The organism is Aeromonas sp. sia0103 (assembly GCF_963895295.1).
Classification (GTDB): domain Bacteria; phylum Pseudomonadota; class Gammaproteobacteria; order Enterobacterales; family Aeromonadaceae; genus Aeromonas; species Aeromonas encheleia.
This window is the reverse complement of sequence record NZ_CAWQKG010000055.1, coordinates 1-22920: the sequence shown is the minus strand read 5'-3', so window position 1 is coordinate 22920 and position 22920 is coordinate 1. Positions and strand designations below refer to the sequence as shown.

At 61.8% G+C, this 22920-nt stretch carries 23 protein-coding genes and 1 pseudogene; 15 read left to right on the top strand and 9 right to left on the bottom strand.

Going from position 1 to position 22920, the window contains the following annotated elements:
* Positions 1–13 precede the first annotated feature (13 nt).
* The gene (locus tag AACW18_RS16030) at positions 14–1204 is read right to left on the bottom strand and encodes an efflux RND transporter periplasmic adaptor subunit (RefSeq protein ID WP_218290786.1); all 1191 of its coding nucleotides are present in this window, start codon (positions 1202–1204) and stop codon (positions 14–16) included.
* A 153-nt stretch (positions 1205–1357) separates the two neighbouring features.
* On the opposite strand from AACW18_RS16030, the gene AACW18_RS16025 reads away from it, so the two are divergent.
* From AACW18_RS16025 to AACW18_RS16015, 3 genes are all read left to right on the top strand, one after another.
* Positions 1358–1999: a TetR family transcriptional regulator gene (locus AACW18_RS16025; protein WP_042654990.1), complete on the top strand. Its 642-nt coding sequence runs from the start codon at positions 1358–1360 to the stop codon at positions 1997–1999.
* A 126-nt stretch (positions 2000–2125) separates the two neighbouring features.
* Complete coding sequence (locus AACW18_RS16020) at positions 2126–2797, top strand: class I SAM-dependent methyltransferase (protein ID WP_218389203.1); 672 nt, start codon at positions 2126–2128, stop codon at positions 2795–2797.
* A gap of 117 nt (positions 2798–2914) precedes the next feature.
* Positions 2915–4093, top strand: a complete 1179-nt coding sequence (locus tag AACW18_RS16015; protein WP_218389202.1) for a dicarboxylate/amino acid:cation symporter — start codon at positions 2915–2917, stop codon at positions 4091–4093.
* Positions 4094–4155: 62 nt separating this feature from the next.
* On the opposite strand, the gene tesB is transcribed toward AACW18_RS16015, so the two are convergent.
* The 6 genes from tesB to rnm all read right to left on the bottom strand — a co-directional run bounded on the left by tesB (position 4156) and on the right by rnm (position 9407).
* Positions 4156–5019 carry an acyl-CoA thioesterase II gene (gene tesB, locus AACW18_RS16010; protein ID WP_042654992.1) on the bottom strand — a complete coding sequence of 288 codons (864 nt, stop codon included), beginning with the start codon at positions 5017–5019 and terminating at the stop codon, positions 4156–4158.
* A 144-nt stretch (positions 5020–5163) separates the two neighbouring features.
* Positions 5164–6087, bottom strand: a complete 924-nt coding sequence (rluB, locus tag AACW18_RS16005; protein WP_042654993.1) for a 23S rRNA pseudouridine(2605) synthase RluB — start codon at positions 6085–6087, stop codon at positions 5164–5166.
* 151 nt (positions 6088–6238) lie between these two features.
* On the bottom strand, positions 6239–6808 hold the full coding sequence (gene scpB / locus AACW18_RS16000) for an SMC-Scp complex subunit ScpB (protein ID WP_042654994.1): 570 nt from the start codon (positions 6806–6808) through the stop codon (positions 6239–6241).
* Positions 6809–6876: 68 nt separating this feature from the next.
* Positions 6877–7761 carry a segregation and condensation protein A gene (locus AACW18_RS15995; RefSeq protein ID WP_371317043.1) on the bottom strand — a complete coding sequence of 295 codons (885 nt, stop codon included), beginning with the start codon at positions 7759–7761 and terminating at the stop codon, positions 6877–6879.
* Entirely contained in the window at positions 7754–8374 is a 621-nt protein-coding gene (locus AACW18_RS15990) for an L-threonylcarbamoyladenylate synthase (protein WP_033129896.1), read from the bottom strand. Before AACW18_RS15990 ends, AACW18_RS15995 begins: the two co-directional genes overlap by 8 nt.
* 151 nt (positions 8375–8525) lie before the next feature.
* Complete coding sequence (rnm, locus tag AACW18_RS15985; protein WP_218389201.1) at positions 8526–9407, bottom strand: RNase RNM; 882 nt, start codon at positions 9405–9407, stop codon at positions 8526–8528.
* A 441-nt stretch (positions 9408–9848) separates the two neighbouring features.
* On the opposite strand from rnm, the gene AACW18_RS15980 reads away from it, so the two are divergent.
* From AACW18_RS15980 to AACW18_RS15945, 10 genes are all read left to right on the top strand, one after another.
* Positions 9849–11528, top strand: a complete 1680-nt coding sequence (locus tag AACW18_RS15980) for an anthranilate synthase component 1 (protein ID WP_218389200.1) — start codon at positions 9849–9851, stop codon at positions 11526–11528.
* Positions 11521–12120 carry an aminodeoxychorismate/anthranilate synthase component II gene (locus AACW18_RS15975; RefSeq protein WP_033129899.1) on the top strand — a complete coding sequence of 200 codons (600 nt, stop codon included), beginning with the start codon at positions 11521–11523 and terminating at the stop codon, positions 12118–12120. Before AACW18_RS15980 ends, AACW18_RS15975 begins: the two co-directional genes overlap by 8 nt.
* 9 nt (positions 12121–12129) lie before the next feature.
* Positions 12130–13143, top strand: a complete 1014-nt coding sequence (trpD, locus tag AACW18_RS15970) for an anthranilate phosphoribosyltransferase (RefSeq protein ID WP_042654997.1) — start codon at positions 12130–12132, stop codon at positions 13141–13143.
* Complete coding sequence (trpCF, locus tag AACW18_RS15965; protein ID WP_218389199.1) at positions 13143–14639, top strand: bifunctional indole-3-glycerol-phosphate synthase TrpC/phosphoribosylanthranilate isomerase TrpF; 1497 nt, start codon at positions 13143–13145, stop codon at positions 14637–14639. Before trpD ends, trpCF begins: the two co-directional genes overlap by 1 nt.
* Positions 14640–14723: 84 nt before the next feature.
* Positions 14724–15917 carry a tryptophan synthase subunit beta gene (gene trpB, locus AACW18_RS15960; protein ID WP_042654999.1) on the top strand — a complete coding sequence of 398 codons (1194 nt, stop codon included), beginning with the start codon at positions 14724–14726 and terminating at the stop codon, positions 15915–15917.
* The gene (gene trpA / locus AACW18_RS15955) at positions 15914–16720 is read left to right on the top strand and encodes a tryptophan synthase subunit alpha (protein ID WP_218389198.1); all 807 of its coding nucleotides are present in this window, start codon (positions 15914–15916) and stop codon (positions 16718–16720) included. Before trpB ends, trpA begins: the two co-directional genes overlap by 4 nt.
* 503 nt (positions 16721–17223) lie before the next feature.
* Positions 17224–18141, top strand: a complete 918-nt coding sequence (locus tag AACW18_RS15950; protein WP_218389197.1) for an IS5 family transposase — start codon at positions 17224–17226, stop codon at positions 18139–18141.
* Positions 18142–18262: 121 nt separating this feature from the next.
* Complete coding sequence (locus tag AACW18_RS21520; protein WP_371317042.1) at positions 18263–18424, top strand: GrpB family protein; 162 nt, start codon at positions 18263–18265, stop codon at positions 18422–18424.
* A 17-nt stretch (positions 18425–18441) separates the two neighbouring features.
* A complete protein-coding gene (locus AACW18_RS21515; RefSeq protein WP_218389196.1) occupies positions 18442–18657 on the top strand; it encodes a GrpB family protein in 216 nt (71 codons plus the stop codon).
* Between the two features lie 110 nt (positions 18658–18767).
* Complete coding sequence (locus AACW18_RS15945) at positions 18768–19094, top strand: hypothetical protein (protein WP_218389195.1); 327 nt, start codon at positions 18768–18770, stop codon at positions 19092–19094.
* Here the strand turns inward: AACW18_RS15945 and AACW18_RS15940 are convergent.
* A pseudogene (locus AACW18_RS15940) lies at positions 19088–19261 on the bottom strand (metal-dependent hydrolase); the annotation flags it as partial. The gene AACW18_RS15945 and the pseudogene AACW18_RS15940 overlap by 7 nt on opposite strands.
* Before the next feature lie 85 nt (positions 19262–19346).
* Here AACW18_RS15940 and AACW18_RS15935 point away from each other — a divergent pair.
* Positions 19347–19589 carry a DUF3297 family protein gene (locus AACW18_RS15935; RefSeq protein ID WP_042655004.1) on the top strand — a complete coding sequence of 81 codons (243 nt, stop codon included), beginning with the start codon at positions 19347–19349 and terminating at the stop codon, positions 19587–19589.
* A 224-nt stretch (positions 19590–19813) separates the two neighbouring features.
* On the opposite strand, the gene AACW18_RS15930 is transcribed toward AACW18_RS15935, so the two are convergent.
* Entirely contained in the window at positions 19814–21025 is a 1212-nt protein-coding gene (locus AACW18_RS15930; protein WP_218389194.1) for a NupC/NupG family nucleoside CNT transporter, read from the bottom strand.
* Positions 21026–21858: 833 nt separating this feature from the next.
* Here AACW18_RS15930 and AACW18_RS15925 point away from each other — a divergent pair.
* Positions 21859–22920: retention module-containing protein (locus AACW18_RS15925; protein ID WP_218389193.1), on the top strand; the 1062-nt coding region annotated here is incomplete at its 3' end.

Genomic DNA, 22920 nt, shown 5'->3' with positions numbered 1-22920 from the left:
CGACTACTCCATCCTACTGCTTGGTTACCGGGGTCTGCTCGGTCTGTGTGGTGGCGGTGTTGCTGACGCGTTCAGCGGGCGCAACCACGGCCCCGGGTTTCACTTTCTGCAGACCGGCCACGATCACCTTCTCACCGGAGTTGAGACCGGACTCCACCACCCAGCTGTCGCCGACGACGCGGCTGAGCTGCACTTCCCGCAGTTCGACCTTGTTGTCCGCGGTCACCACCATGACGGTGGCGCCGCCTTTGGGGGTGCGGGTCACGGCGGTCTGCGGCACCAGCAGTCCTTCGGGGCGTTCGCCCTCTTGCAGGATGGCGCGCATGAACATGCCGGGCAGCAGCAGATCATGGGGATTCGGGACCAGGACCCGCAGGGTCACCATGCCGGTGGTCTCGTCCACGGTCACGTCGGAGAACTGCAACGAGCCCTGCTCGCCGTAGTGGCTGCCATCTTCCAGCAGGAAGCTGACCTTGGCGCCATCCTGCTGACCCTGAGTCAGCTTGCCGGCGGCGACCTGGCGCTTGAGGCGCAGCAGATCGGCGGTGGACTGGCGCACATCCACATACATGGGATCGAGCTGCTGGATGGAGGTGAGGCTGGCCGCCTGCTGGGCGGTGACCAGGGCACCCTCGGTCACCGCAGACTTGCCGATGCGACCGCTGATGGGGGCGGTGATGCGGGTGTAGGCCAGGTTGATGTTGGCGCTCTGCAGGGCGGCCTTGGCGGCCCCGATCTCGGCGACTTGCTGCTTCCAGGCCGCATCGGCGTCGTCATATTCCTGACGGCTGATGGCCTTGACCTTCACCAGCTCGGCATAACGCTGGGCCTTGAGGCGGGCGCTGCGCTCGTTGGCCTCGGCCTTGGCCAGATTGGCCGCGGCCGAGGCCACGGCGGCCTGATAGACGGCCGGATCGATCTGATACAACAGCTGGCCGGCCTTGACGTCGCTGCCTTCGGTGAACAGGCGCTTGAGGATGATGCCGTTCACCTGGGGGCGCACTTCGGCGACCCGCAGGGGGGCCGTGCGGCCGGTGAGTTCGGACATGAGTTGCAGCGGGCTGGTGTGCAGGGTGACCACGTCCACGGCGGCGGGCGGCATCTCACCCGCCTGCTGGGCCTCGCCTTTTTCACCACAGCCAGCCAACAGGCCGCTTGCCAACAAGGCAAGGCCGACTGAACGTGCGAGAATATGTTTATGCATGAAGTCTCTGAGCCTCTGTTTCAATCAAAAAAAACAACAAAACCACAGGGTTTATAGGGCCCCTGTTGGTAAAACTGCGAAGATGAGGCAATATACATACATTCATAAATGTATGTAAGTAACTTTTCCCCCTTTTAAACAGGTACGGATCCGATGGCCAGAAGAACTAAAGAAGAAGCGCAGCAGACCCGCTGCCACATCATGAGCACGGCCCTGAATCTGTTCTGCCAACAGGGGTTGGCGAAGACCAACCTGACCGATATTGCCAATGCCGCCGAGCTGACCCGGGGGGCCATCTACTGGCATTTCAAGAACAAGGAGGAGCTGTTTACCTCCCTGTGGGAAGAGCTGTGCGCGCCGCTCTCCCATCAGCTCGACGCCTGTGTCGATGAGCAGGAGCCGGATCCCCTCGGCAAGCTGCGCGCCTTCTTGCGGGAGGTGATGGTGAAGATCAGCTCCCATCCCGCCCACCAGCAGATGTTCACCATCATGTTCAACCTGGAGTCACTGGAAGGAGAGGCCATCTCCCTGCGGGATCACATGCGTCTGCAATCGAATAACTTCTTCCGGGATCTGGAGCTCACCCTGGCCAATGCCGTGCGCCGCGGCCAACTGCCGGAGGGGATAGATCTGCGCCGCGCCGCCACCCTGCTGCACTGCACCCTGGATGGCTACATCATCAACTGGCTGCACTTCCCGGAGCGCATCGACCTGATCCAGGAGGCCGACTTCGTGCTCGACACCCTGTTCGGCCTGCTCGCCCAGCCACAGCCCTCCCTCCTGCGCCGCCCCTGACAGGCCGCCAGTCTCTCCCCCGTCACACCCGGCCCCAGGCTGGGTGTGACCGCATTTTCTGAGCGCGGACCTGAACTGCAGGGGGCAAATTTGCTAAAATAGCCGCCCCGACTCGAGATGACTCCCATGCCACATTCACAGCGCTCCTCCCCCGACACCCAACGCTCAGCCCACTCGGCGCCGCGCCCCGCCCTCATCGGCCAGGCCCATGCCCCCTTCCTTGCCCGATTGAAGGCGGGGGCGCATCTGCTGGAGGCCGGCTGCGGTGCGGGAGAGGATCTGCACTATTTTCGGGAACTGGGGTTCGTGCTCACCGCCTTCGATGCCAGCCTGAGCCAGGCCAGGGCCGCCTCGCGCCGGTGCGGCCAGCCGGTGCGGGTTGCCCGTTTCGAGCAGATGCACAACGTGGTGCCCTTCGACGGCATCTGGGCCAGTGGCTCGCTGCCCTGCCTGGCCGAGGCCGAGCTGGCCCCCGCCCTGGCACATCTCGCCGGCCTGCTCAAACCCCGGGCACCGCTCTACTGCTCCTTCCCTTATGACGAGGGCAAGCCCGGCAACGGCGTACCACCGTCACCGGACGAATACCCGCTGCAGACCCGGCTCGATGAGGCCCGCCTGCAACGGCTGATCGCCCCCCTGCCGTTTGACCTGCATCAGAGCTGGTGCAGCGAAGATCCGGTGCACGGCCGCTGGCTGCATGCCCTGCTGCTCCGCAGCCCCGATCTCGCCCCCACAATTAATCAATATCGCCGCCGTCGATTTCTGGCGAAAAACGCCCGTGATTCATCATCCGAATAACAATATTTAACTCTGAGTTAACCAGGTGTCGGCAGACAAGATGCGGAATTTGTGTTAAAAATCGGCATCAAAATCAAGATTAAATAACAAGACAGACACCAACACCTGGATTTTTCTATGAAACTTGTCCTTAAACTGATTGCCGGCATCCTCGCCGGTCTCCTGCTCGGTCTCTACGCCCCTGAATGGGTCGCACGCGTGCTGTTTACGGCCAAGACGGTCATCGGCCAGCTGATCACCTTCACCATCCCGCTCATCATCCTGTTCTTCATCATGAGCGGCATCGCCAGCCTGCCGAAAAACTCCGGCAAGCTGCTGGGCAAGACGGTGGCGCTCTCCTACTGCTCCACCATACTGGCCGGCCTGTTCGCCTTCACCGTGGCCAGCCAGCTGATCCCGCGGCTGACCACCGCCGCCGAGCCCACGGCGCAAGCCGCCATCAAGCTCGGCTCCTACATCAATCTGGAGATACCGCCGCTGTTCGGGGTGATGTCGGCCCTGGCCGCCGCCTTCGTGTTCGGCATCGGCATCAGCGCCACCCAGGCCACGGATCTGCGCCGGGTCGCCGATCAGGGCCGTGACATCATAGACCGCCTGCTGGCGAAGGTGATCATCCCGCTGCTGCCGTTCTACATCGCCGGGGTGTTCGTCGAGATGACGGTGGAAGGCACCGTCTTCGCCACCCTCAAGACCTTCGGGGTGGTACTGGTGATGGCCATCGCCATGCACTGGCTCTGGCTCAGCGTGCTGTTCGTCGGCACCGGGCTGGCGCTCGGTCGCTCACCCGCCATGCTCATCAAGAACATGCTGCCCGCCTACTTCACCGCGCTCGGCACCATGTCCAGCGCCGCCACCATCCCGGTGGCGCTGCAGGCCAGCAAGAACAACGGCGTGAGCGACGGCATCGCCAACTTCACCGTGCCGCTGTGCGCCACCATCCACCTGTGCGGCTCCACCATCACGCTGGTGACCTGTGCCACCGCCGTGATGTTCCTCTCCGAACACCTGGCCATCCCGGGGCTGGACACCATGATGCCCTTCATCATGATGCTGGGCGTCATCATGATAGCGGCGCCGGGTGCACCGGGCGGCGGCGTCATGTCGGCGCTAGGGCTGCTCACCTCCATGCTCGGTTTCGGCGAGGCCTCCATCGCCCTGATGATCGCCCTCTACCTGGCGCAGGACAGCTTCGGCACCGCCTGCAACGTCACCGGTGACGGCGTCATCGCGCTCTGGGCCGATCGCTTCGCCCAAGGCGGGGAAACCACGCGTTCCCCCGAGCGCGACGCGGCCTGATCGCACACGCCATAAAAAACGGGAGCCAGTGGCTCCCGTTTTTTTATGGCTGACATTTGAGGTCAACCGCGCCGGCGGATCACCCCTTCCTGGGCGGTGCTCGCCACCAGCACCCCATCGCGGGTGAAGAACTGGCCACGTACCAGGCCCCGACCGGCGCTGGCGCTCGGGCTGTCCACCACGTAGAGCAGCCAGTCATCCAGCCGGAAGTTGCGGTGGAACCACATGGAGTGATCTATGGTCGCCACCTGCATGTCCGGCTCCCAGTACGACACGCCGTGAGGCTGCAGGGCGGCGAACAGGAAGTGGAAGTCGGAGGCATAGGCCAGCAGGTAGTTGTGGACCCGCTGATCGTCCGGCACTGTGCCATTGGCCTTGAACCAGGTGTAACGCAGCGGCTCGTGCACATCCGGCCGGATCGGATCGACCAGGGTCACCGGGCGGATCTCGATGGGCTTCTCGCACATGATCTTGTCGCGCAGGGCCGGCGGGATCTGGTGCTCGTAGGGGCGCACCAGCTCCAGCTCGCTCTTGAGCTGCTCGGGGGGCGTGATGCCTGCCGGCATCTGGGCCTGATGCTCGAAGCCCTCGGCCTCCACCTGGAAGGAGGCATTGAGATAGAAGATGGGCTTGCCGTTCTGGATCGCCTTGACCCGGCGGGTGGAGACGGTCTGGCCGTCACGGATATTCTCCACGTCGTAGATGATGGGTCTGTTGGCATCACCGGGACGCAGGAAGTAGGAGTGGAAGCTGTGCACCTGGCGATCGGCGGCCACCGTCTGCTTGGCGGCTGACAAGGCCTGCCCCATTACCTGTCCACCAAACACGGCCCGCAGACCGAGATCCTGGCTCTGGCCCCGAAACAGGCCCTCCTCGATCTTCTCCAGCGCCAGCAGTGCCAGCAGCTCATCAAGTACCTTGCTCATTATTATCTCCTCTATCAGTGCCGCAAAGGCTAACAAGCTCGCCGGCACAGAGCAACCAGGTGCAAGCAGTTGAACGTCATATAAAAAACAAGGCCCGCACCTATGGTGCGGGCCTTGTCAGGGCATATCGGTACAGGTGGCGGCTTATTTGCTGCCGGTGCCCGAGTTGCGGGTCGAGGAGGTCGGCTTGCGACGGGCGGTGGTGCTGCGCGCGCGCGGCTCCATGCCCTGCATATCCTTGTGGCGCTTGACGGCGCGACGGATCTGGGCGGCCTGCTTGTGGCGGGTGCTCTTGCCCTCTTGCTGCAGATCGACCTTGGACTCGGTCTCGTAGTTCATGTGAACCAGACCGCGCAGGTAGTTCACCTCCTGCAGCTTCAGCTCTTTCCAACCACCGCGGGGGATGCCGCGATCCAGGGTGACATCGCCGTAGCGGATCCGCATCAGGCGGCTCACCTGCACTTCCTGAGATTCCCACAGGCGGCGCACTTCACGGTTGCGACCCTCGGTCAGGGTGACGTTGAACCACTGGTTCAGGCCTTCACCGCCGGCCGGCTTGATCTTGTTGAACTTGGCGACGCCGTCTTCCAGCTGCACGCCCTTGCGCAGGCGCTGCAGCATGGCTTCGGTGATCTCGCCAAACACGCGCACCGCGTATTCCCGCTCCACCTGGTGGCTCGGGTGCATCAGCCGGTTGGCCAGCTCACCGTCGGTGGTGAACAGCAACAGGCCTGAGGTATTGACGTCGAGGCGGCCGACCGCGATCCAGCGCGCCCCTTCCATCTTGGGCAGACGATCAAACACGGTGGGACGACCCTCCGGATCGTGACGGGTACACATCTCCCCTTCGGGCTTGTGATACGCCAACACGCGGCAGATCTGTTCTTCGGCAGCACGGGTCTTGATCTGGTGACCGTCTACCCGGATCACGGCGTTGACTTCGACGCGATCTCCCAGTGTGGCAGCCTTGCCATCCACACTGACCCGACCTGCGGTGATCAGGGCCTCCATCTCACGACGGGAGCCGTGACCCGCGCGGGCCAACACTTTTTGCAGTTTTTCACTCATCGGGGTTACCTGATTGTTGATCGCTGCCCGCTAACATAACGGACAACGGTTATTGCCATGCCGGATCCCGTCTGGGCGATCCGCCATCGCATTGATCATTTCACCCGGTCGCACTCTTTGCCAACCTTCATTGAGAAAGTGGCAGCGCAGACTAGGCATCGCTGCCCTCACCCGGCAAACCGGGCAAGGGTTGTTGCAGCTCGGGATCCAGCTCGGGGAGCTGCTCCAGACTCTGCAGATTGAAATAGTCCAGAAAATCTCTGGTGGTGGCGAGCAGCTCGGGGCGACCCACCACCTCCTTGTGACCGACGCTGCGTACCCAGCCTCGATCCTTCAGGGTATTCACTATCTGGCTCGACACCGCCACCCCACGGATGGCTTCGATCTCGGCCCGGGTGATCGGCTGACGATAGGCGATCAGGGTCAGCGTCTCCATCACGGCGCGGGAATAGCGCGGCGCCCGCTCGCTCCACAGCCGGGAGAGCTCGTCGGCATACTCCTGGCGCGCCTGGAAGCGCCAGCCGGAGGCGACCTCCTTGAGCTCCACCCCCCGCGCGCTGTAATCCTGTTTCAGCTCGGCCAGCAACAGCTGCACATAGCGGCCGGTGACCGGGTAGTCGGCCAGCACGCTGGCCTTGAGTTCGCTCGCGGTCAACGGACGCCCGGCGACGAAGAGCGCGGCCTCGATCAGCGTCTTGAGCCGTTCAGCGGGCAGCGCCACGGGTGCCCTCCTCACTAAGAGTCGCTAACGCAATGGGCCGCTGGCGCGCCGGCGACCAGGCAGCTGACTCAATGCACATGTTCACGCTTCCCCTCCTTCTCGGCACTGGCCAGGGCGAAATGGATAGGCCCAAGGGGTTCCGCCTGCAGGATCCAGATCAGGGACTCCTTGCACAGCTCCAGCAGGGCCAGAAAGGTCACCAACACCCCCATCCGCCCCTCCTCGGCCTTGAGAACCTGCTCCAGGCGCAGGGTCTGCCCAAGGGAGAGCATGGCGAGGATCTCGGCCATCCGCACCCGGGTCGGGATCTGCTCGCGGCGGATCTGGTGATGTTCGAAATGAGTCGCGCGTTTTACCACACTTTGCATGTAAAGGGCGAGCTCAACCAGTGAAACATCGGGTGCCAGCGGCTTGAGGGCACCAAAATCCGGCGGCAGGGCGGCGGCGAGATAGATCTCCCGCTCCACCCGCGGCAGCTCGTTCACCCGCTCGGCACCGACCTTGAAACGCTCGTACTCCTGCAGCCGGCGAATGAGGGTGACGCGGGGATCTTCCCCCTCGTCCTCCTCTTCCAGCTCGGGGGCCCTGGGCAGCAGCAGGCGGGATTTTATCTCCGCCAGCCAGGCCGCCATCAGCAGGTATTCGGCCGCCAGCTCCAGGTTGAGCCCCTGCATCAGCTCCACGTACTCCATGTACTGGGCGGTGATCTGCAGGATCGGCAGGTTCAAAATGTCCAGCTGCTGGCGCCGGATGAGGTAGAGCAGCAGATCGAGCGGCCCCTCGAAGGTGTCGAGAAACACCTCCAGCGCATCGGGCGGAATAAACAAGTCCTGGGGCAGCTCATGATAGGGCTGCCCCAGGACTTTGGCGATGGGCAGGGGAAGGCTTGCCTCCCCGCTCGCACCCGGTGCCGGCGTCAGCAGCTCGGGTAAGGGCTCGGCGGTATCACTCAAACGGCGTGGGATCCCCGGCACCGCGACGGCGCAGCACAGGCTCGTCGTCGGAGAAGTCCACCACTGTGGTGGGCTGCTCGCCCAGATAGCCACCGTTGACCACCAGATCCAGCTGCTTGCCGAGCTTGTCGAAGATCTCTTCCGGGTCGAACTCGGCCATCTCTGAGCCCGGCAGGATCAGGGTGGTGGAGAGCAGCGGCTCGCCGAGCCCCTCCAGCAGGGCCAGCGCTATGTTGTTGGCCGGCACCCGGATGCCGATGGTCTTCTTCTTCTCGTTCATCAGCCGGCGCGGCACTTCCTTGGTGGCCTTGAAGATGAAGGTGTAGGCGCCGGGGGTGTTGTTCTTGACCAGCCGAAACGCCGTGTTGTCCACCTTGGCATAGGTGGAGATCTCGGAGAGATCCCGGCACACCAGGGTGAAGTCGTGGGTCGGATCGATGCGGCGGATGCGGCAGATGCGCTCCAGCGCGTCCTTGTTACCCATCTGACAACCCAGGGCGTAGCCGGAGTCGGTGGGATAGGCGATGACGCCCCCGTTTTGCAGGATCTGAACCGCTTGGCCGATGAGGCGGACCTGGGGATTATCCGGATGTACGTAAAAATGCTGACTCATAAACTGTTCTCGCGATAGCGACAGGGCAGGCCTGCCTGTAATTCCCAAACTAGAGCATGGTCACGGGCCCCTTGGCCCATGACACTACCTTAACCCCTTTGACGCAGACTCGCTCGCGCCGAAGGTCGAACCCGACGGATCCGCGCCGCCGTCAGCGGCTGGCCAGCAGGCTGGCATGCTCCTCGGTGGTGAGACCGAAATGGCCGGGATACCCCAGCCAGAGTGGCATGCCCTCTTTGGGCAGCCAGAGGTGGCGGCCCAGCTCGGTCCAGTTGGAGGGGAAATGAAAATCCGATCCCACCGAAATGTAAAGATCGTGCTCCTTGGCCCACTGGCCCAGGTTGGCCCGCTCCTGGGGACTCTGCTGGGGCAAGGAGACCTCCATGGCATCCCCCCCGGCGGCCTTGAAGGCCACCAGCAACCGCTTGATCCACTTGGCGGTGAGGCCATAACGGCTGGGGTGCGCCAGCACCGCCAGGCCGCCGGCGCCATGAATGGCCTCGATGGCAACCGCCATCTCGAGCCACTCGGCGGGCACATAGCCCTTGTTGCCCCGGCTCAGGTATTTCTTGAATACCTTCTGCATGGTGTCGGCCACCCCGCGCGCCATCAGCACCCGGGCAAAATGGGCGCGGGTCACGGCGGCGTCACCGGCCAGGGCCTTGGCCTCTTCGTAGGTGCCAGGGAGCTGGCACTTCTCCAGACGGCGCCCTATCTCCTCGGCGCGCGCCTCGCGACGGGCCAGCTGGGCAGCCAGGAAGGCCACCAGCTGCGGATTTTTTTCATCCACCCCCAGCGCCACTACATGGATCTCGTGATGCTCCCAACCGGTGGAGATCTCGACCCCGCTCACCAGCCGCAGCGGCAACTGCTCGGCTTTGATCGTTGCGCGGATCTCATCAAGCCCGGCGAGGGTATCGTGGTCAGTGACCGCTAACACCTCGACCCCTTTCTCGGCGGCGCGCCGCACCAGGTCACGGGGTGCCAGCACCCCGTCGGAGGCGGTGGTATGACAGTGAAGATCGAATCTCATCGGCTTATTTCGCTCTCATGAACAGGCCACTTTGGAAAAAAGAAGGCAAAAAAGCGACTTGACTTGGCCGCGGCTTTATCGTTTTCTGTAGACACTTCAACTGCAAACAGAACGTTACAGGATTCTATCATGCAAACGACAATCACCCTGAACCAGAACTGGTGGTGGCACATTCCCTAACATGCGGGCGTGTGGTCGTTGCTGTACCTGTAATCTGACAGCAAATTAAGAACCCAGAGAAAAAGCCCGCTGACCCCAGCGGGCTTTTTTATTATCCGGCAAATGGACATGTGATGAAACCGAGAATTCAGACCAGCACAAAGACCTGGCGATGGCGCCCCTACTGAAACCGCCTGAACCACCTTAATTTTCAAGGCATTTTTTCGAGGTATGCAACGTCATGAATATCGGTCATCACCATCTCACGCAAGGGAACGCATTATGACAGCCAGCAAGACCCGGTTATCCCTGGGCGAGTTCGATACCCTCAGGCTCAATGCCCCTTATGTCACCGATCCCCTGGCGCTCTACAGCCAGCTGTGCCAGGGCCGCCCCAACAACCTGTTGCTGGAATCGGTAGAGATCGACTCCAAGGCCGGCACCCAGAGCCTGCTGCTGGTGGACGCCTGCCTGCGCATCGAGTGCCGGGGCCGCACCGTGCAGGTGCGCGCCCTCAACGACAACGGCGCCCAGCTGCAGACCCTGCTCGGCGAACAGCTGCCGGCCCCGATCCGCCGCAGCCTGGTGAAGGGGGAGCTGCACCTCGAGTTCCCGGCCTCCGATCGGGAGCTTGACGAAGACAGCCGCCTCAAGGGTATCAGCGTGCTGGACGTGCTGCGCACCCTGCAACAACAGCTGCACTGTTCGCCCGGCAATGACGCACTCGGTAAAGAGGCGCTGTTTATGGGCGGCAGCTTCGCCTATGACCTCATCGCCTCGTTCGAGGATCTGCCAGAAGTACCGGAAGGCAGCAACGACTGCCCCGACTACTGCTTCTATGTGGCCGAGACCCTGATCACCATAGATCACATCAAACAGAGCACCCAGCTGGTGGCCTGCCTGTTTGGCGGTAACAGTGGCGACGACGAGCAGGAAGAGAGCCAGCAGGAGGCGCGCTACGCTCGCCTGCTCAGCCGGCTCGAGAGCTTCAAGCAGGCCTGTCAGCAGCCACAACCCCGGCCGCAGACGACCCAGCCGCTGACCGGCGCGCTCTGCGTCGACAAGAACGACAAGCAGTTCTGCGCCGAGGTGGAAAAGCTCAAGGGCTTCATCCGCCGGGGCGACATCTTCCAGGTGGTGCCCTCACGCAGCTTCTCCCTGCCCTGCCCCGAGCCCATCGCCGCCTACCGCCGCCTCAAGCAGACCAACCCCAGTCCCTACATGTTCTACGTGCAGGATGAGGGCTTCACCCTGTTTGGCGCCTCGCCGGAGAGCGCGGTCAAGTTTGAAGCCGCCAGCCGCCAGGTGGAGATGTACCCCATCGCCGGCACCCGCCGCCGTGGCCTCAACCCGGATGGCAGCATCAACCTGGATCTGGACGGCCGCATCGAGCTGGAGCTGCGCCAGGACGAGAAGGAGGTGGCCGAACACCTGATGCTGGTGGATCTCGGCCGCAACGACATCGCCCGCATCTCCGAGCCCGGCACCCGCTACGTGAAGGATCTGCTCAAGGTGGATCGCTACAGCCACGTGATGCACCTGGTCTCCCGGGTGGTCGGCACCCTGAGAGCCGATCTCGACGCCCTGCACGCCTATCAGGCCTGCATGAACATGGGCACCCTCACCGGCGCCCCCAAGCTGCGCGCCAGCGAGCTCATTCGCGCCGTGGAAGGTCGCAGACGGGGCAGCTACGGCGGCGCCGTCGGCTATCTCAACGGCGTAGGCGAGATGGACACCTGCATCGTGATCCGCTCCGCCTTCGTCAAGGAGGGCGTGGCCCATGTCCAGGCCGGCGCCGGCGTGGTCTATGACTCCAAGCCCCAGATGGAAGCGGACGAAACCCGTGCCAAGGCCGCCGCCGTGCTGGCCGCCATCGCCGCCAGCCATGGCACCTCCCTGCAGGCCCTCAGCCTGCAAGAACACCAGCAGTCTGAGAAAACCAAGGCGGCGCGCCATGACTAACATCTTCCTGCTCGATAACTTCGACTCCTTTACCTACAACCTGGTCGATCAGTTCCGCACCCTCGGCTACCCGGTGCGCATCTACCGCAACAGCCTGCCGGCGACCCGCATCATGCAGGAGATCGAAGCCTGTGACGGCGACGCCGTGCTGGTGCTCTCGCCGGGACCGGGCGCCCCCCACGAGGCCGGCTGCCTCATCGATCTCATTAAGCTGGCCCGCGGCCGGGTGCCGATCCTCGGCATCTGCCTCGGTCATCAGGCGCTGTGCGAAGCCTACGGCGGCACCGTCGGCGCGGCGGAGGAGATAGTCCACGGCAAGCGCTCCCTCATCGAGCACCATGGCCACGGCGCCTTCGCCGGCCTGCCGAGCCCGCTGCCGGTGGCCCGTTACCACTCCCTGGTCGCCACCTATGTGCCGGAAGAGCTGCAGGTGATCGCCCACTACCAGGGCATGCCCATGGCCATCGAGCAACGGGACGAGCGGGTGCTGGGCTTCCAGTTCCACCCGGAATCCATCATGACCAGCGAAGGGGCCCGCCTGCTCACCCAGGCGCTCGCCCATATCACCCGCCCAGAAAGCCACGTGCGGTAAGGAGACCCCATGCATCATCATCTCAACACCCTCTATCAGGGGCAGTCTCTCTCCCGCGACGAAGCCCGTGACGCCTTCGGTCAAGTGGTACGCGGCGAAGTGGATCCCATCGTGCTCGCCAGCCTGCTCACCGCCCTCAAGCTCAAGGGGGAGACCCCGGAGGAGATCGCCGGTGCCGCCGACGCCCTGCTGGCCGAGGCCCGTCCCTTCCCGCGCCCTGACTACGCCTTCTGCGACATCGTCGGCACCGGCGGTGATGGCCTCAACACCATCAACGTCTCCACCACCTCGGCGCTGGTCGCCGCCGCCTGCGGCCTGAAAGTGGCCAAGCACGGCAACCGCTCGGTCTCGAGCAAGTCGGGCTCCAGCGATCTGCTGGACAAGATGGGCATCAGGCTCGACATGAGCCCTGAGCTGGCCCGCCGCTGTCTGGACGAGCTCGGCATCTGCTTCCTGTTCGCCCCCCAGTATCACGCCGGGGTGCGCCACGCCATGCCGGTGCGTCAGGCCTTGAAAACCAGGACGCTGTTTAACGTCCTGGGGCCGCTGATCAACCCCGCCCGCCCCAGCTACCAACTGATGGGAGTCTATGCCCCCGAGCTGGTGCGCCCCATCGCCGAAACCCTGCTGGCACTGGGACTGAAAACCGGTATGGTGGTACACGGCGCCGGGCTGGACGAGGTGGCCATCCACGGCCCGACCCAGGTGGCCGAGATCCGTGACGGTGAGATCCGTGAGTACCTGCTCACCCCGGCCGACTTTGGCCTCGAGACCTACCCGGTCAGCGCCATTCAAGGGGGGGAGCCAGAGGAGAATCGCGCCATCACCGCCGCCATCCTGGCCGGCGAAGGCAGCCCGGCCCACAACGCCGCCATCGCCGCCAATGTGGCGCCACTGCTGGTGATGGCGGGCAAGGCCCCGGACTTCAAGCAGGCCGCCGCCCTGGTGCTGGCCAAGCTGGCCAGCGGCGAGACCAGCGCGCTCGCCCAGGCACTCGCCACCCTGAGCCATCAGGAGGCATGATGTCAGTCACCGCTCAGCACAGCGCCCAACAAGAGAGCCCACAAGGCTGTAGCCAGCTTCGCAAGGATAACGAGATGTCAGACCTTATTGCCCCCCATGGCTTCCTGAACATGGCCTCCATCAACCAGACCATACTCGGCAAGATAGTGGCCGCCAAACAGGCGTGGGTGGCGGCCCGCAAGCAGGCGCAGCCGCTGGAGAGCTTCCAGGCCGCGCTCACTCAAAGCGATCGGGACTTCGAGGGGCAACTTCGCGCCGGCGGCACCCGCTTCATTCTCGAATGCAAGAAGGCCTCCCCCTCCAAGGGGTTGATCCGCAATGACTTCGATCTGGAGGCCATCGCCGACGTCTATGGCCGTTACGCCACCGCCATCTCGGTGCTGACCGACGAGAAGTTCTTCCAGGGGGATTTCGCCTTCCTGCCGAGGGTGCGGGCCAGGGTCAGCCAGCCTGTGCTGTGCAAGGACTTCATGATCGACCCCTATCAGGTCTATCTGGCTCGCCACTATCAGGCGGACGCCATCCTGCTGATGCTCTCGGTGCTCACCGACGAGGGCTACCACGCCTTGTTCAAGGTTGCCAAGGAGCTCGGCCTCGGGGTGCTGACCGAGGTGAGCAACGAAGAGGAGCTGACCCGCGCCATCGCCCTGGGCGCGCCGGTGATCGGCATCAATAACAGAGACCTGCGCGATCTCAGCGTGGATCTCGCCCGCACCGGCCAGCTGGCCGCCGACATTCCCGCCGATCGCGTGGTCATCAGCGAATCCGGCATCCGGGATCGCAGCCAGGTCGCCCGCCTGCGCCAGCATGCCAAGGGCTTCCTGGTAGGCTCCTCCCTGATGGAGGAGGCCGATCTGGAGGCCGCGGTGCGCAAGCTCACCCTCGGCCAGAACAAGGTATGCGGCCTGACCCGCGCGGAAGACGCCGCCGCTGCCCATCAGGCAGGTGCGGTATTTGGTGGCCTTATCTTCGTGGCCAAGAGCCCGCGCTACGTGGACATCCCCGGCGCCCGTGCCGTGATGGCCGGCGCCCCGCTCAACTATGTGGGGGTGTTTCGCAATGCCCAGCCCCAGACCATAGCCCTGACGGTCGAGGCCCTCGGGCTCGCCGCGGTGCAGCTGCACGGGGATGAAGACGCCGCCTATATCGAGGCGCTGCGTACTCTGCTGCCCGAGGGTTGCGAGATCTGGAAGGCGGTCGGCGTCACGAGCGGCGAGCCGCTGCCCGCCCTCGACTATCCGGCAGATAGGCTGCTGCTCGATACGAAAGTCGGCAGCCAGAGCGGCGGCACAGGTCAGGCGTTCGACTGGGCCATGCTGGCAAGCCTCGATAAGTCTCGCCTGATGCTGGCCGGTGGCCTCAATCCCGACAACGCCCTGCGCGCCGCCCAGGTGGGTTGCCTTGGCCTCGATTTCAACTCCGGGGTGGAGAGCGCCCCCGGCCAGAAGGATGCACAGAAGCTTGAGGCCGCCTTCGCCGCCCTGCACAAGCTGTGACGCACCTGCCGCATTGACGGCACCGAATTTGATGCTGAATTTTTGATATTTAAGTTTTTAATGAATCTGAACAAGGAATAGATCATGACCCTGCTTAACCCGTTTTTTGGTGAATTTGGTGGCATGTATGTGCCCCAGATCCTGATCCCCGCCCTGCTCCAGCTGGAGAAGGCCTTCGTCGATGCCAAGGATGACCCGGCCTTTATCGCCGAGTTTCAGGAGCTGCTGACCGAGTACGCCGGGCGCCCGACCCCGCTCACCCTGACCCGCAACCTGACCAAGGGCACCAAGACCCGCCTCTATCTGAAGCGCGAAGACCTGCTGCACGGCGGCGCCCACAAGACCAACCAGGTGCTGGGCCAGGCCCTGCTCGCCAAACGCATGGGCAAGAAAGAGATCATCGCCGAGACCGGCGCCGGTCAGCACGGGGTCGCCACGGCCCTGGCCTGCGCCCTGCTCGGCCTCAAGTGCCGTGTCTACATGGGGGCCAAGGATTGCGAGCGGCAGAAGCCGAACGTGTTTCGCATGAAGTTGATGGGGGCCACCGTCATACCGGTGCATTCGGGCTCATCCACCCTGAAGGATGCCTGCAACGAGGCGCTGCGCGACTGGGCTGCCAACTACGACAGCGCCCACTACCTGCTCGGCACCGCCGCCGGTCCGCACCCCTTCCCCACCATAGTGCGGGAGTTCCAGAAGATGATCGGTGAGGAGGCCAAGGCCCAGTGCTTCGTAAAAGAAGAACGGCTGCCCGATGCCGTGATCGCCTGCGTCGGCGGCGGCTCCAACGCCATCGGCATCTTTGCTGATTTCATCGACGAGCCCTCGGTGCGCCTCATCGGGGTCGAGCCCGGTGGCCACGGCATCGAGAGCGGTGAGCACGGTGCGCCACTCGGTCACGGCAGCAAGGGGGTCTTCTTCGGCATGCACTCCTACCTGATGCAGGACGAGCAGGGTCAGATTCAGGAGTCCTACTCCGTCTCGGCGGGGCTGGACTTCCCCTCCGTCGGCCCGCAGCATGCCCACCTGGCCGCCATCGGCCGGGCAGACTATGTCTCCATCACCGACAAGGAGGCGCTGGACGCCTTCCAGGAGCTGGCCAAATCCGAGGGGATCATCCCGGCGCTGGAGTCCTCCCACGCCCTGGCCCATGCCCTCAAGATGGCGCGCAGCGAACCCGAGAAAGAGCAGGTGCTGATCGTCAACCTCTCCGGCCGTGGCGACAAGGACATCTTCACCGTCGCCGACATTTTTGAGAAAGAAGGAACCCTGTCATGAATCGCTACGCACAACTCTTCTCCCGGCTGGATGCAGCCAATCAGGGCGCCTTCGTGCCGTTCGTGATGCTGGGGGATCCCACCCCCGAATTGTCGCTGGCCATCATAGATGCGCTGGTCGAGGGGGGCGCCGATGCCCTCGAGCTCGGCATCCCCTTCTCCGACCCGGTGGCGGACGGCCCCACCATCCAGGGCGCGGCCCTGCGCGCCTTCGCGAGCCACACCACCCCGGATGGCTGCTTCGAACTGCTCACCAGGGTACGTGCCAAGTACCCGCAGATCCCCATCGGTCTGCTGGTCTACGCCAACCTGGTCTATGTGCGCCACATCGATGGCTTCTACGAGAAGTGCCAGCAGGCGGGCGTGGATTCGGTGCTGGTGGCAGACGTGCCGGTGCAGATGTGCGAGCCCTACAAGGCGGCGGCCGATCGCTTCGGCATCGACAGCATCTTTATCGCGCCGCCCAACGGCGACACCGAGACCCTCAAGGCCGTGGCTGAGCTCGGCAGCGGTTACACCTATCTGGTGAGCCGCGCCGGCGTGACCGGCGCCGAGACCAAGGCCGGCATGCCGGTGGATGGCCTGATCAACACCTTGCGCGAGTTCAAGGCCCCCCCCGCCCTGCTCGGCTTTGGCATCAGCGAACCGGCCCAGGTCCGTGATGCCATCAAGGCCGGTGCCGCCGGTGCCATCTCCGGCTCCGCCGTGGTGAAGATCATCGAGACCCACCACCAGAACCCGGAACATATGCTCACTCGTCTGAAAGAGTTTGTGGAAGGGATGAAGGCCGCGACCAACCGCTAAGGTCGAGTATGGGGTCGGCTGTCTGTGACCCCGATTCGCCACTCTCATATCCGTTATCAAGGGAGCCTGACCGGCTCCCTCTCTTTTTGTCGTTTGTACCCACTGACCGCTCCCGGCATGTGCCCCCTCTCCCTCCGGGAGAGGGCTGGGGTGAAGGGAATTTACGGCAGCAGATGCTGCTCACAACAGTTGCCACTGATGACTAATTTGTTGATCCAAAACAGATCCCCGCCAAAGCCCCCTTCTCAACTATCAGCATCGCCCTTAAGATAGCCAAACAACAATCCATCTCTCGGGAGAGCGACATGGAAACGATTGTTGATAGCTCGCAGGTTAAAAGCAGCGGACTGGGAGCTGTAACTCAGGGGCGGTAGCCTTGTCGGCGCTTGCTACAGCCAACCATTTAACTGTTTGGGGCGTTGTTTCCCAAATCGATGCGGTTTGAATGGAACTAACTGAGGGCGTGGCGATCTGATCATCACCATTCCCTTCAAATCTGCATCATGGGCAAGTCGCTTCACCCCATCACCAACTGGTCTCAATACAACAAGTCTCTGATCCACCGTGGCTCCCTCACCTTCTGGGTTGATGCAGATGCCATGGACAATTGGCTCCACCACGACCATCACGGGCGACGGGGACGTAGCCAGCTCTACACTGACCAGACCATCTCTACCTTCTTGATGCTCAAGGGGATTTTCAGCCTTACTTTGCGAGCAACTCAGGGGCTACTCGACTCCCTGTTCGAGTTGATGAACGTTCCGCTGTGCGCACCGGACTATAGCTGTGTCAGCAAGCGGGCCCGTACGGTGAAGGTGGCCTATCGGCAGCCATCTAAAGGGACGATTACCGACCTGGTTATCGATTCGACCGGCCTGAAGGTGCTTGGCGAAGGCGAGTGGAAGGTCCGGAAACACGGCGCCGAGAAGCGGCGAGTCTGGCGAAAGTTGCATCTGGCGGTTGATCCGGCGACCCACGATATCGTGGCGGCGGAAGTGTCGCTGGAAAACGTTCATGACGCTGAGGTAGTGCCGACTCTGCTCAATCCACTGCGACGCAAGCTGGGCGCCATTTATGCTGATGGTGCGTATGACAGCAAAGCCAGCCATCAGCTGATAGCGCGCAAAAGGGCGACAGCTTGTATCCCGCCTCGTCAGAATGCGGGGTTATGGGAAAAGGAACATCCGAGAAATGAGGCAGTACTGGTGATGCGCAAGGAAGGGTTGGCGTACTGGAAGAAGATATCAGGGTATCACCGTCGCTCGTTGGCAGAGACGGCGATGTCCCGGTTCAAACAGCTGATGGTGGGAAAAATCAGTCTGCGAAACTACAACGGCCAGGTGGGGGAAGTGATGGCGTATGTGAGTGCGATAAACAAACTGAACAGCCTTGGCCTGCCTGTCAGAAAGCCCCAAGTGTAACGGTCACTTGGGGCTGGGGAAGCTACGTTCTTAAGGCTGATTTGGGAAACAACGCCGTGCTGAACAATATCAAGCGTCTTGTGAAGAGCTGTTTCTTCGATACGAGCGCAAAGTAAAACAATTGCTCCCGAAGGCAAGAGTTGAACACATAGGCGCCTCTTCAATTCCGCTGGCAATATCTAAAGGCGATCTTGATATTTTTATCGGCGTAGAGAGTGATGAACTCGAAGCTGCCGTCCAGCTCCTGACAACATTGGGCTTTCAAGAAAAGCCGACACCTTGAGAACATCGGAATTGTGTATGTTGGAGTCAACATCGAGTGATGACGTTGCTTTTCAGCTGGTAGCCAATGGTTCTGAATTTGAATTTTTTCTGATTTTTCGTAATAAATTGCGTGCCGACCCTTCGCTGGTTCAACGATACAATGAACTCAAAATGTCATGTAAAGGCTGTTCGCAAGATGACTATCGTCGTAAAAAATCCGATTTTATAAATCTCATTTTAACTAGAGCGTAATCAGACAACAAAAAGGTGGGTGTCCCGGTGTTGCCAACAACGACTTAGCGTGAATGCGTGGAACTGCACCTCAGCTACACAAGTAAACGTTGGAAGATTTGAGAAGTTGCATGACAGAAATCAGCCGAAAAACAAAACGACTGGCCACCCTCAGCTTTTCCCTGTTTCTGATCAGACTCGGATTTCGTGCATTTGGCTATGACCTGCTTTATCACAATCCGAATGATCCCTACGGCATATCGGATTTGATTGAAGGAGTGTTAACCCTCATTTATATGGTGAGTCTGGGTCTTTGCATAGTGCATGTGTTGCGGGTATTGCTACGGCACTGGGATCAAGGTGCCTTGGGGGCCTCAGCACTGCTCGCCCTCTGCGCAGTGCAGTGGCACAGTTATGACTATCTTCATCACCTGGCCGCCAGTCTCAGCATTCACTGACGACCCCAGCCCCACACCCGCCCCCAAATCAACACCAGCATCAACATAATTCCCGGCAGCCAGACCCAGTAGAGTTTGGAGAGGATCGCCACCTCACCTCGGGCTGTAAGGTAAGCCTCGAGTTTGAAGGGGGCGACCCGGATCACCTGCCATGTGGCAAAGATACGCACCGCATGGGATGCAGCCCAGCCTTGAGCCCGCGGCGGGCATTGCCTACAATGACCCACTTTTTATCAAACTCAGGTCTATAAAATGAGCGACAACAAACCCGCACTGCCCGACCATCTGGCGGCCAACCCGCGCAGCCCGCACCATGTGGCGGAGTGCTTCGAGCACGAGATCGGCATTCGCCTCAACGGCAAGGAGCGCACCAATGTCGAGGAGTACTGCATCAGCGAAGGCTGGGTGAAGATCCCCTCCCCCAAGGCCAAGGATCGCTACGGCAACCCCATGTTGATCACCGTCAAGGGCACCGTCGAGGCGTTTTACGCCTAAGCGCATTGCCGCCGCGCCCTGACCAGGGGCTCGACTCTGTTATCCCAAGACACCGGCCTCGCGCCGGTGTCTTGTTTTGTGCGGCGCTTGCCGGCGGGCGGCGCCATGGGATCGCCAAGCCCGATCCCTCCAGCCATGAGCTGTTGGCGATAAAAAGCCCCGTCTTGCCTTGTGGCGAGACGGGGCTTGTTATTGCTGCGGCTGGCTAGCCAGATATCAAGGCATCAGCCCAGCGAGACGAAGATCCCCGCCAGGGTGGCGCTCATCAGGTTCGCCAGGGTGGCGGCCAGCACGGCCTTGAGGCCCATGCGGGCGACGTCCTGGCGGCGCTCCGGCGCCATGGTCCCGATGGAGCCGAGCTGGATGGCGATCGACCCCAGATTGGCGAAGCCGCACAGGGCGAAGGTGATGATGATCTGGCTGTGGGCGCTCAGCTCCTGCCTGATGCTGGCAAAGTCCAGATAGGCGACGAACTCGTTCATGATCACCTTCTGGCCGATGAGGGAGCCGGCCGCCATCATCTCATCGCTCGGCACCCCGATGAGCCAGGCCACGGGGGCGAACAGGTAGCCCAGCAGCAGTTGCAACGAGAGATCGGCCCAGCCGAACCAGCCCCCGACGGTGGCGAAGCCTGCGTTGATCATGGTGATGACGCTGACAAACACCAGCAGTATGGTGCCGATGGCCACCGCGATTTTCATGCCGCCCATGGCGCCGCCCGCCAGGGCGTCGATGGCGTTGCTGTAGTCGCTCTTGTCGAGGGTGATCTCGTCCTGCTCGCGCACCCGCTCCTGCTCCGGCACCAGCAGTTTGGCCATCAGCAGGCCGCCGGGCGCCGCCATGAAGGAGGCGGCGATGAGGTATTTGAGATCCACGCCGAGCCCGGCGTACCCCCCCAGCACCGAACCCGCCACCGACGCCATGCCGCAAGTCATCACCGCAAACAGCTCTGAGCGGGTCATGCCAGCCAGGAAGGGACGGATGAGCAACGGCGACTCCCCCTGAGAGAGGAAGATGTTGCCGGTGGCCACCAGGGACTCGGCGCGGCTGGTGCCGAGCAGGCGGTGAATGCCACCCCCCAGCACCCGGATCACCCACTGCATGATGCCAAAGTGATAGAGCACGGCGATGAGGGCACTGATGAAGATCACCAGCGGCAGCACCCGCACGGCGAAGATGAAGCCGTTGCTGGCCAGATCGCCAAACACGAAGCGGATGCCGCTGTCGGCGAAGCCGAGCAGGGCGGAAACGCCGTTGCTCATGGCGCCGAGCAGGAGCTGGCCCGGGGGAAAGTAGAGCACCAGGGCGGCCAGGCCGATCTGCAGCGCCAGGGCGCCCAGCACGGTGCGCCAGCGGATGGCACGGCGATTTTCACTCGCCAGCCAGGCGATAAACAGGAGGGCCAACATACCGACCAGACTCAATAACAGGGTCATCTTGCACCTATGAAGAGAGGAGATTCATACGGCAGGTCTGCAGAGGGGCATCGCGGGGCAGTCAGGCGGGAGCGTGCCGACCACGCGACACACAGACCACACACCTGCTGGTTAGTGGCGGGTCCCATCCTGGGGTCATTCACGTTCCGGGTGACGGCGAGTATCGGGTGACGCCAGCGCCGCCGCGAGGAAATTACGGCCAACTGGCAGGTCGGGCGGCGATGCTACAGTGATCACCGTCACAGAAAAAGCGGTAAAACGATTTGCATCGGCAACTTTTTGCCTGTCTGGTATAGACCCACCCGAAACGGTATCGGGATGCCCTGCTCTACGCTCTACCAGGCAGACTCTACAACGACTGCGGACATCTGCTCAGACGCATCCTCGCGGTGATGCTGATACACAAGCAATGCGGGCGACCTCCTCCTGGCCGGACAAAAAGCTGCCTGTTGGTCCTGCCGGCCCCCTGTACCTGGTGCCGGATCCAGCTGTTTTAACAGCGCTTATTTTTCACGGCGTCATGGCAAACAATGCCTTCAGACCAAAACAACACAAATAACCAGCAACCTTGCAACAAATCAGACGCAATCATGGACGACCAAGCCCATCCATAAAGAGGTATAAAAATATAATTCATTGATTTTTAATCAAGAAAGTCAGAAATCACCCTAAAAAAGAGCAATTTAAAAACGTTTTCCATTTAAATCCTTAAAAAAACTTTATTTTACGTCTGAACGATAATGCCAGTTCATATAATGAGCGCCTTTTCGTGGCATCACACTCGTAATAATAAAAATATAAAAACAGTTCAGTCTATTAGGAAAACACGTCATATGTTCAGAATCCTGCTCGATCAACCGATGGAAATTACCCATGCTCAAGGCGAGTCTTGGGTAGTGTTAAAAGATGGCTCGATAAAAACGGTACAGGTTGGAGACTTAATACCCAAAGGGGTATTGCTAGTGTCCAAGTCCGAGGTCGAACTCACCCCGCCGGCACCGGTTTCTGATGCGCCCGACAAGGCGCAAGCCGCCATCAGTTTCGACACCGAGCCACTGTCTCCAGAGGAACAGCAGGAACTTGCCGAGCTCCAGCAAGCGATTCTGGATGGCAAGGATCCTACCGAGGTCGCTCAGGCCACCGCCAGTGGCGGCGATGCATCAGGTATCGCCGCCGGCTCCGGCAATGCCGGCGCCATAGTGACCGAGCGCACCAATCAGGCGACTATTTCCAACGCCGGGTTTGACACGGCACATGACGCACCCGAATTTATTCGGTATCGGGATATATTGGGGGAGCTGACTGCCGAAGAGGCTGAACACGATCCGATCGCATTTGACCAATCACATATTATTTCGGAAGATGCCCCGGTGCTTTATGCGCAAGTACCCGCGGCACAAGATCCCGATCATGACGGTATTAATCCTCAAGGCTATTCCCTAGTGACGGATGTAGATCGGGGCCAGCTGATATTAAATGCCGACGGAAGCTATATTTATACCCCCTCTGCAGAGTTCCAATCCCTTAAAGAAGGGGAAACCCAGCAGGTTTCCTTTACCTATATTGCCACCGATCCCAATGGCAACCAGAGTGCCCCGGCGACGGTCACCATCACCATCACCGGCACCAATGACGATGCCAGCATCGGCGTCGCCACCCCGGGTGCCGACCAGGGCGCGGTGAAAGAGGACGTCACCCTCACCACCGGCGGCAAGCTGGTCGCCACCGATGTCGATCAGGGCGAGGCCCGCTTCCAGCCTCAGGACCTGGTCAAAGGCGCCCACGGCACCTTCAGCCTGGATGCCGACGGCAACTGGACCTATAACCTCGACAACAACGACCCCGCGGTGCAGGCCCTCAAGGAGGGGGAGACCCTGCCGAGCGAGCACTTCGTG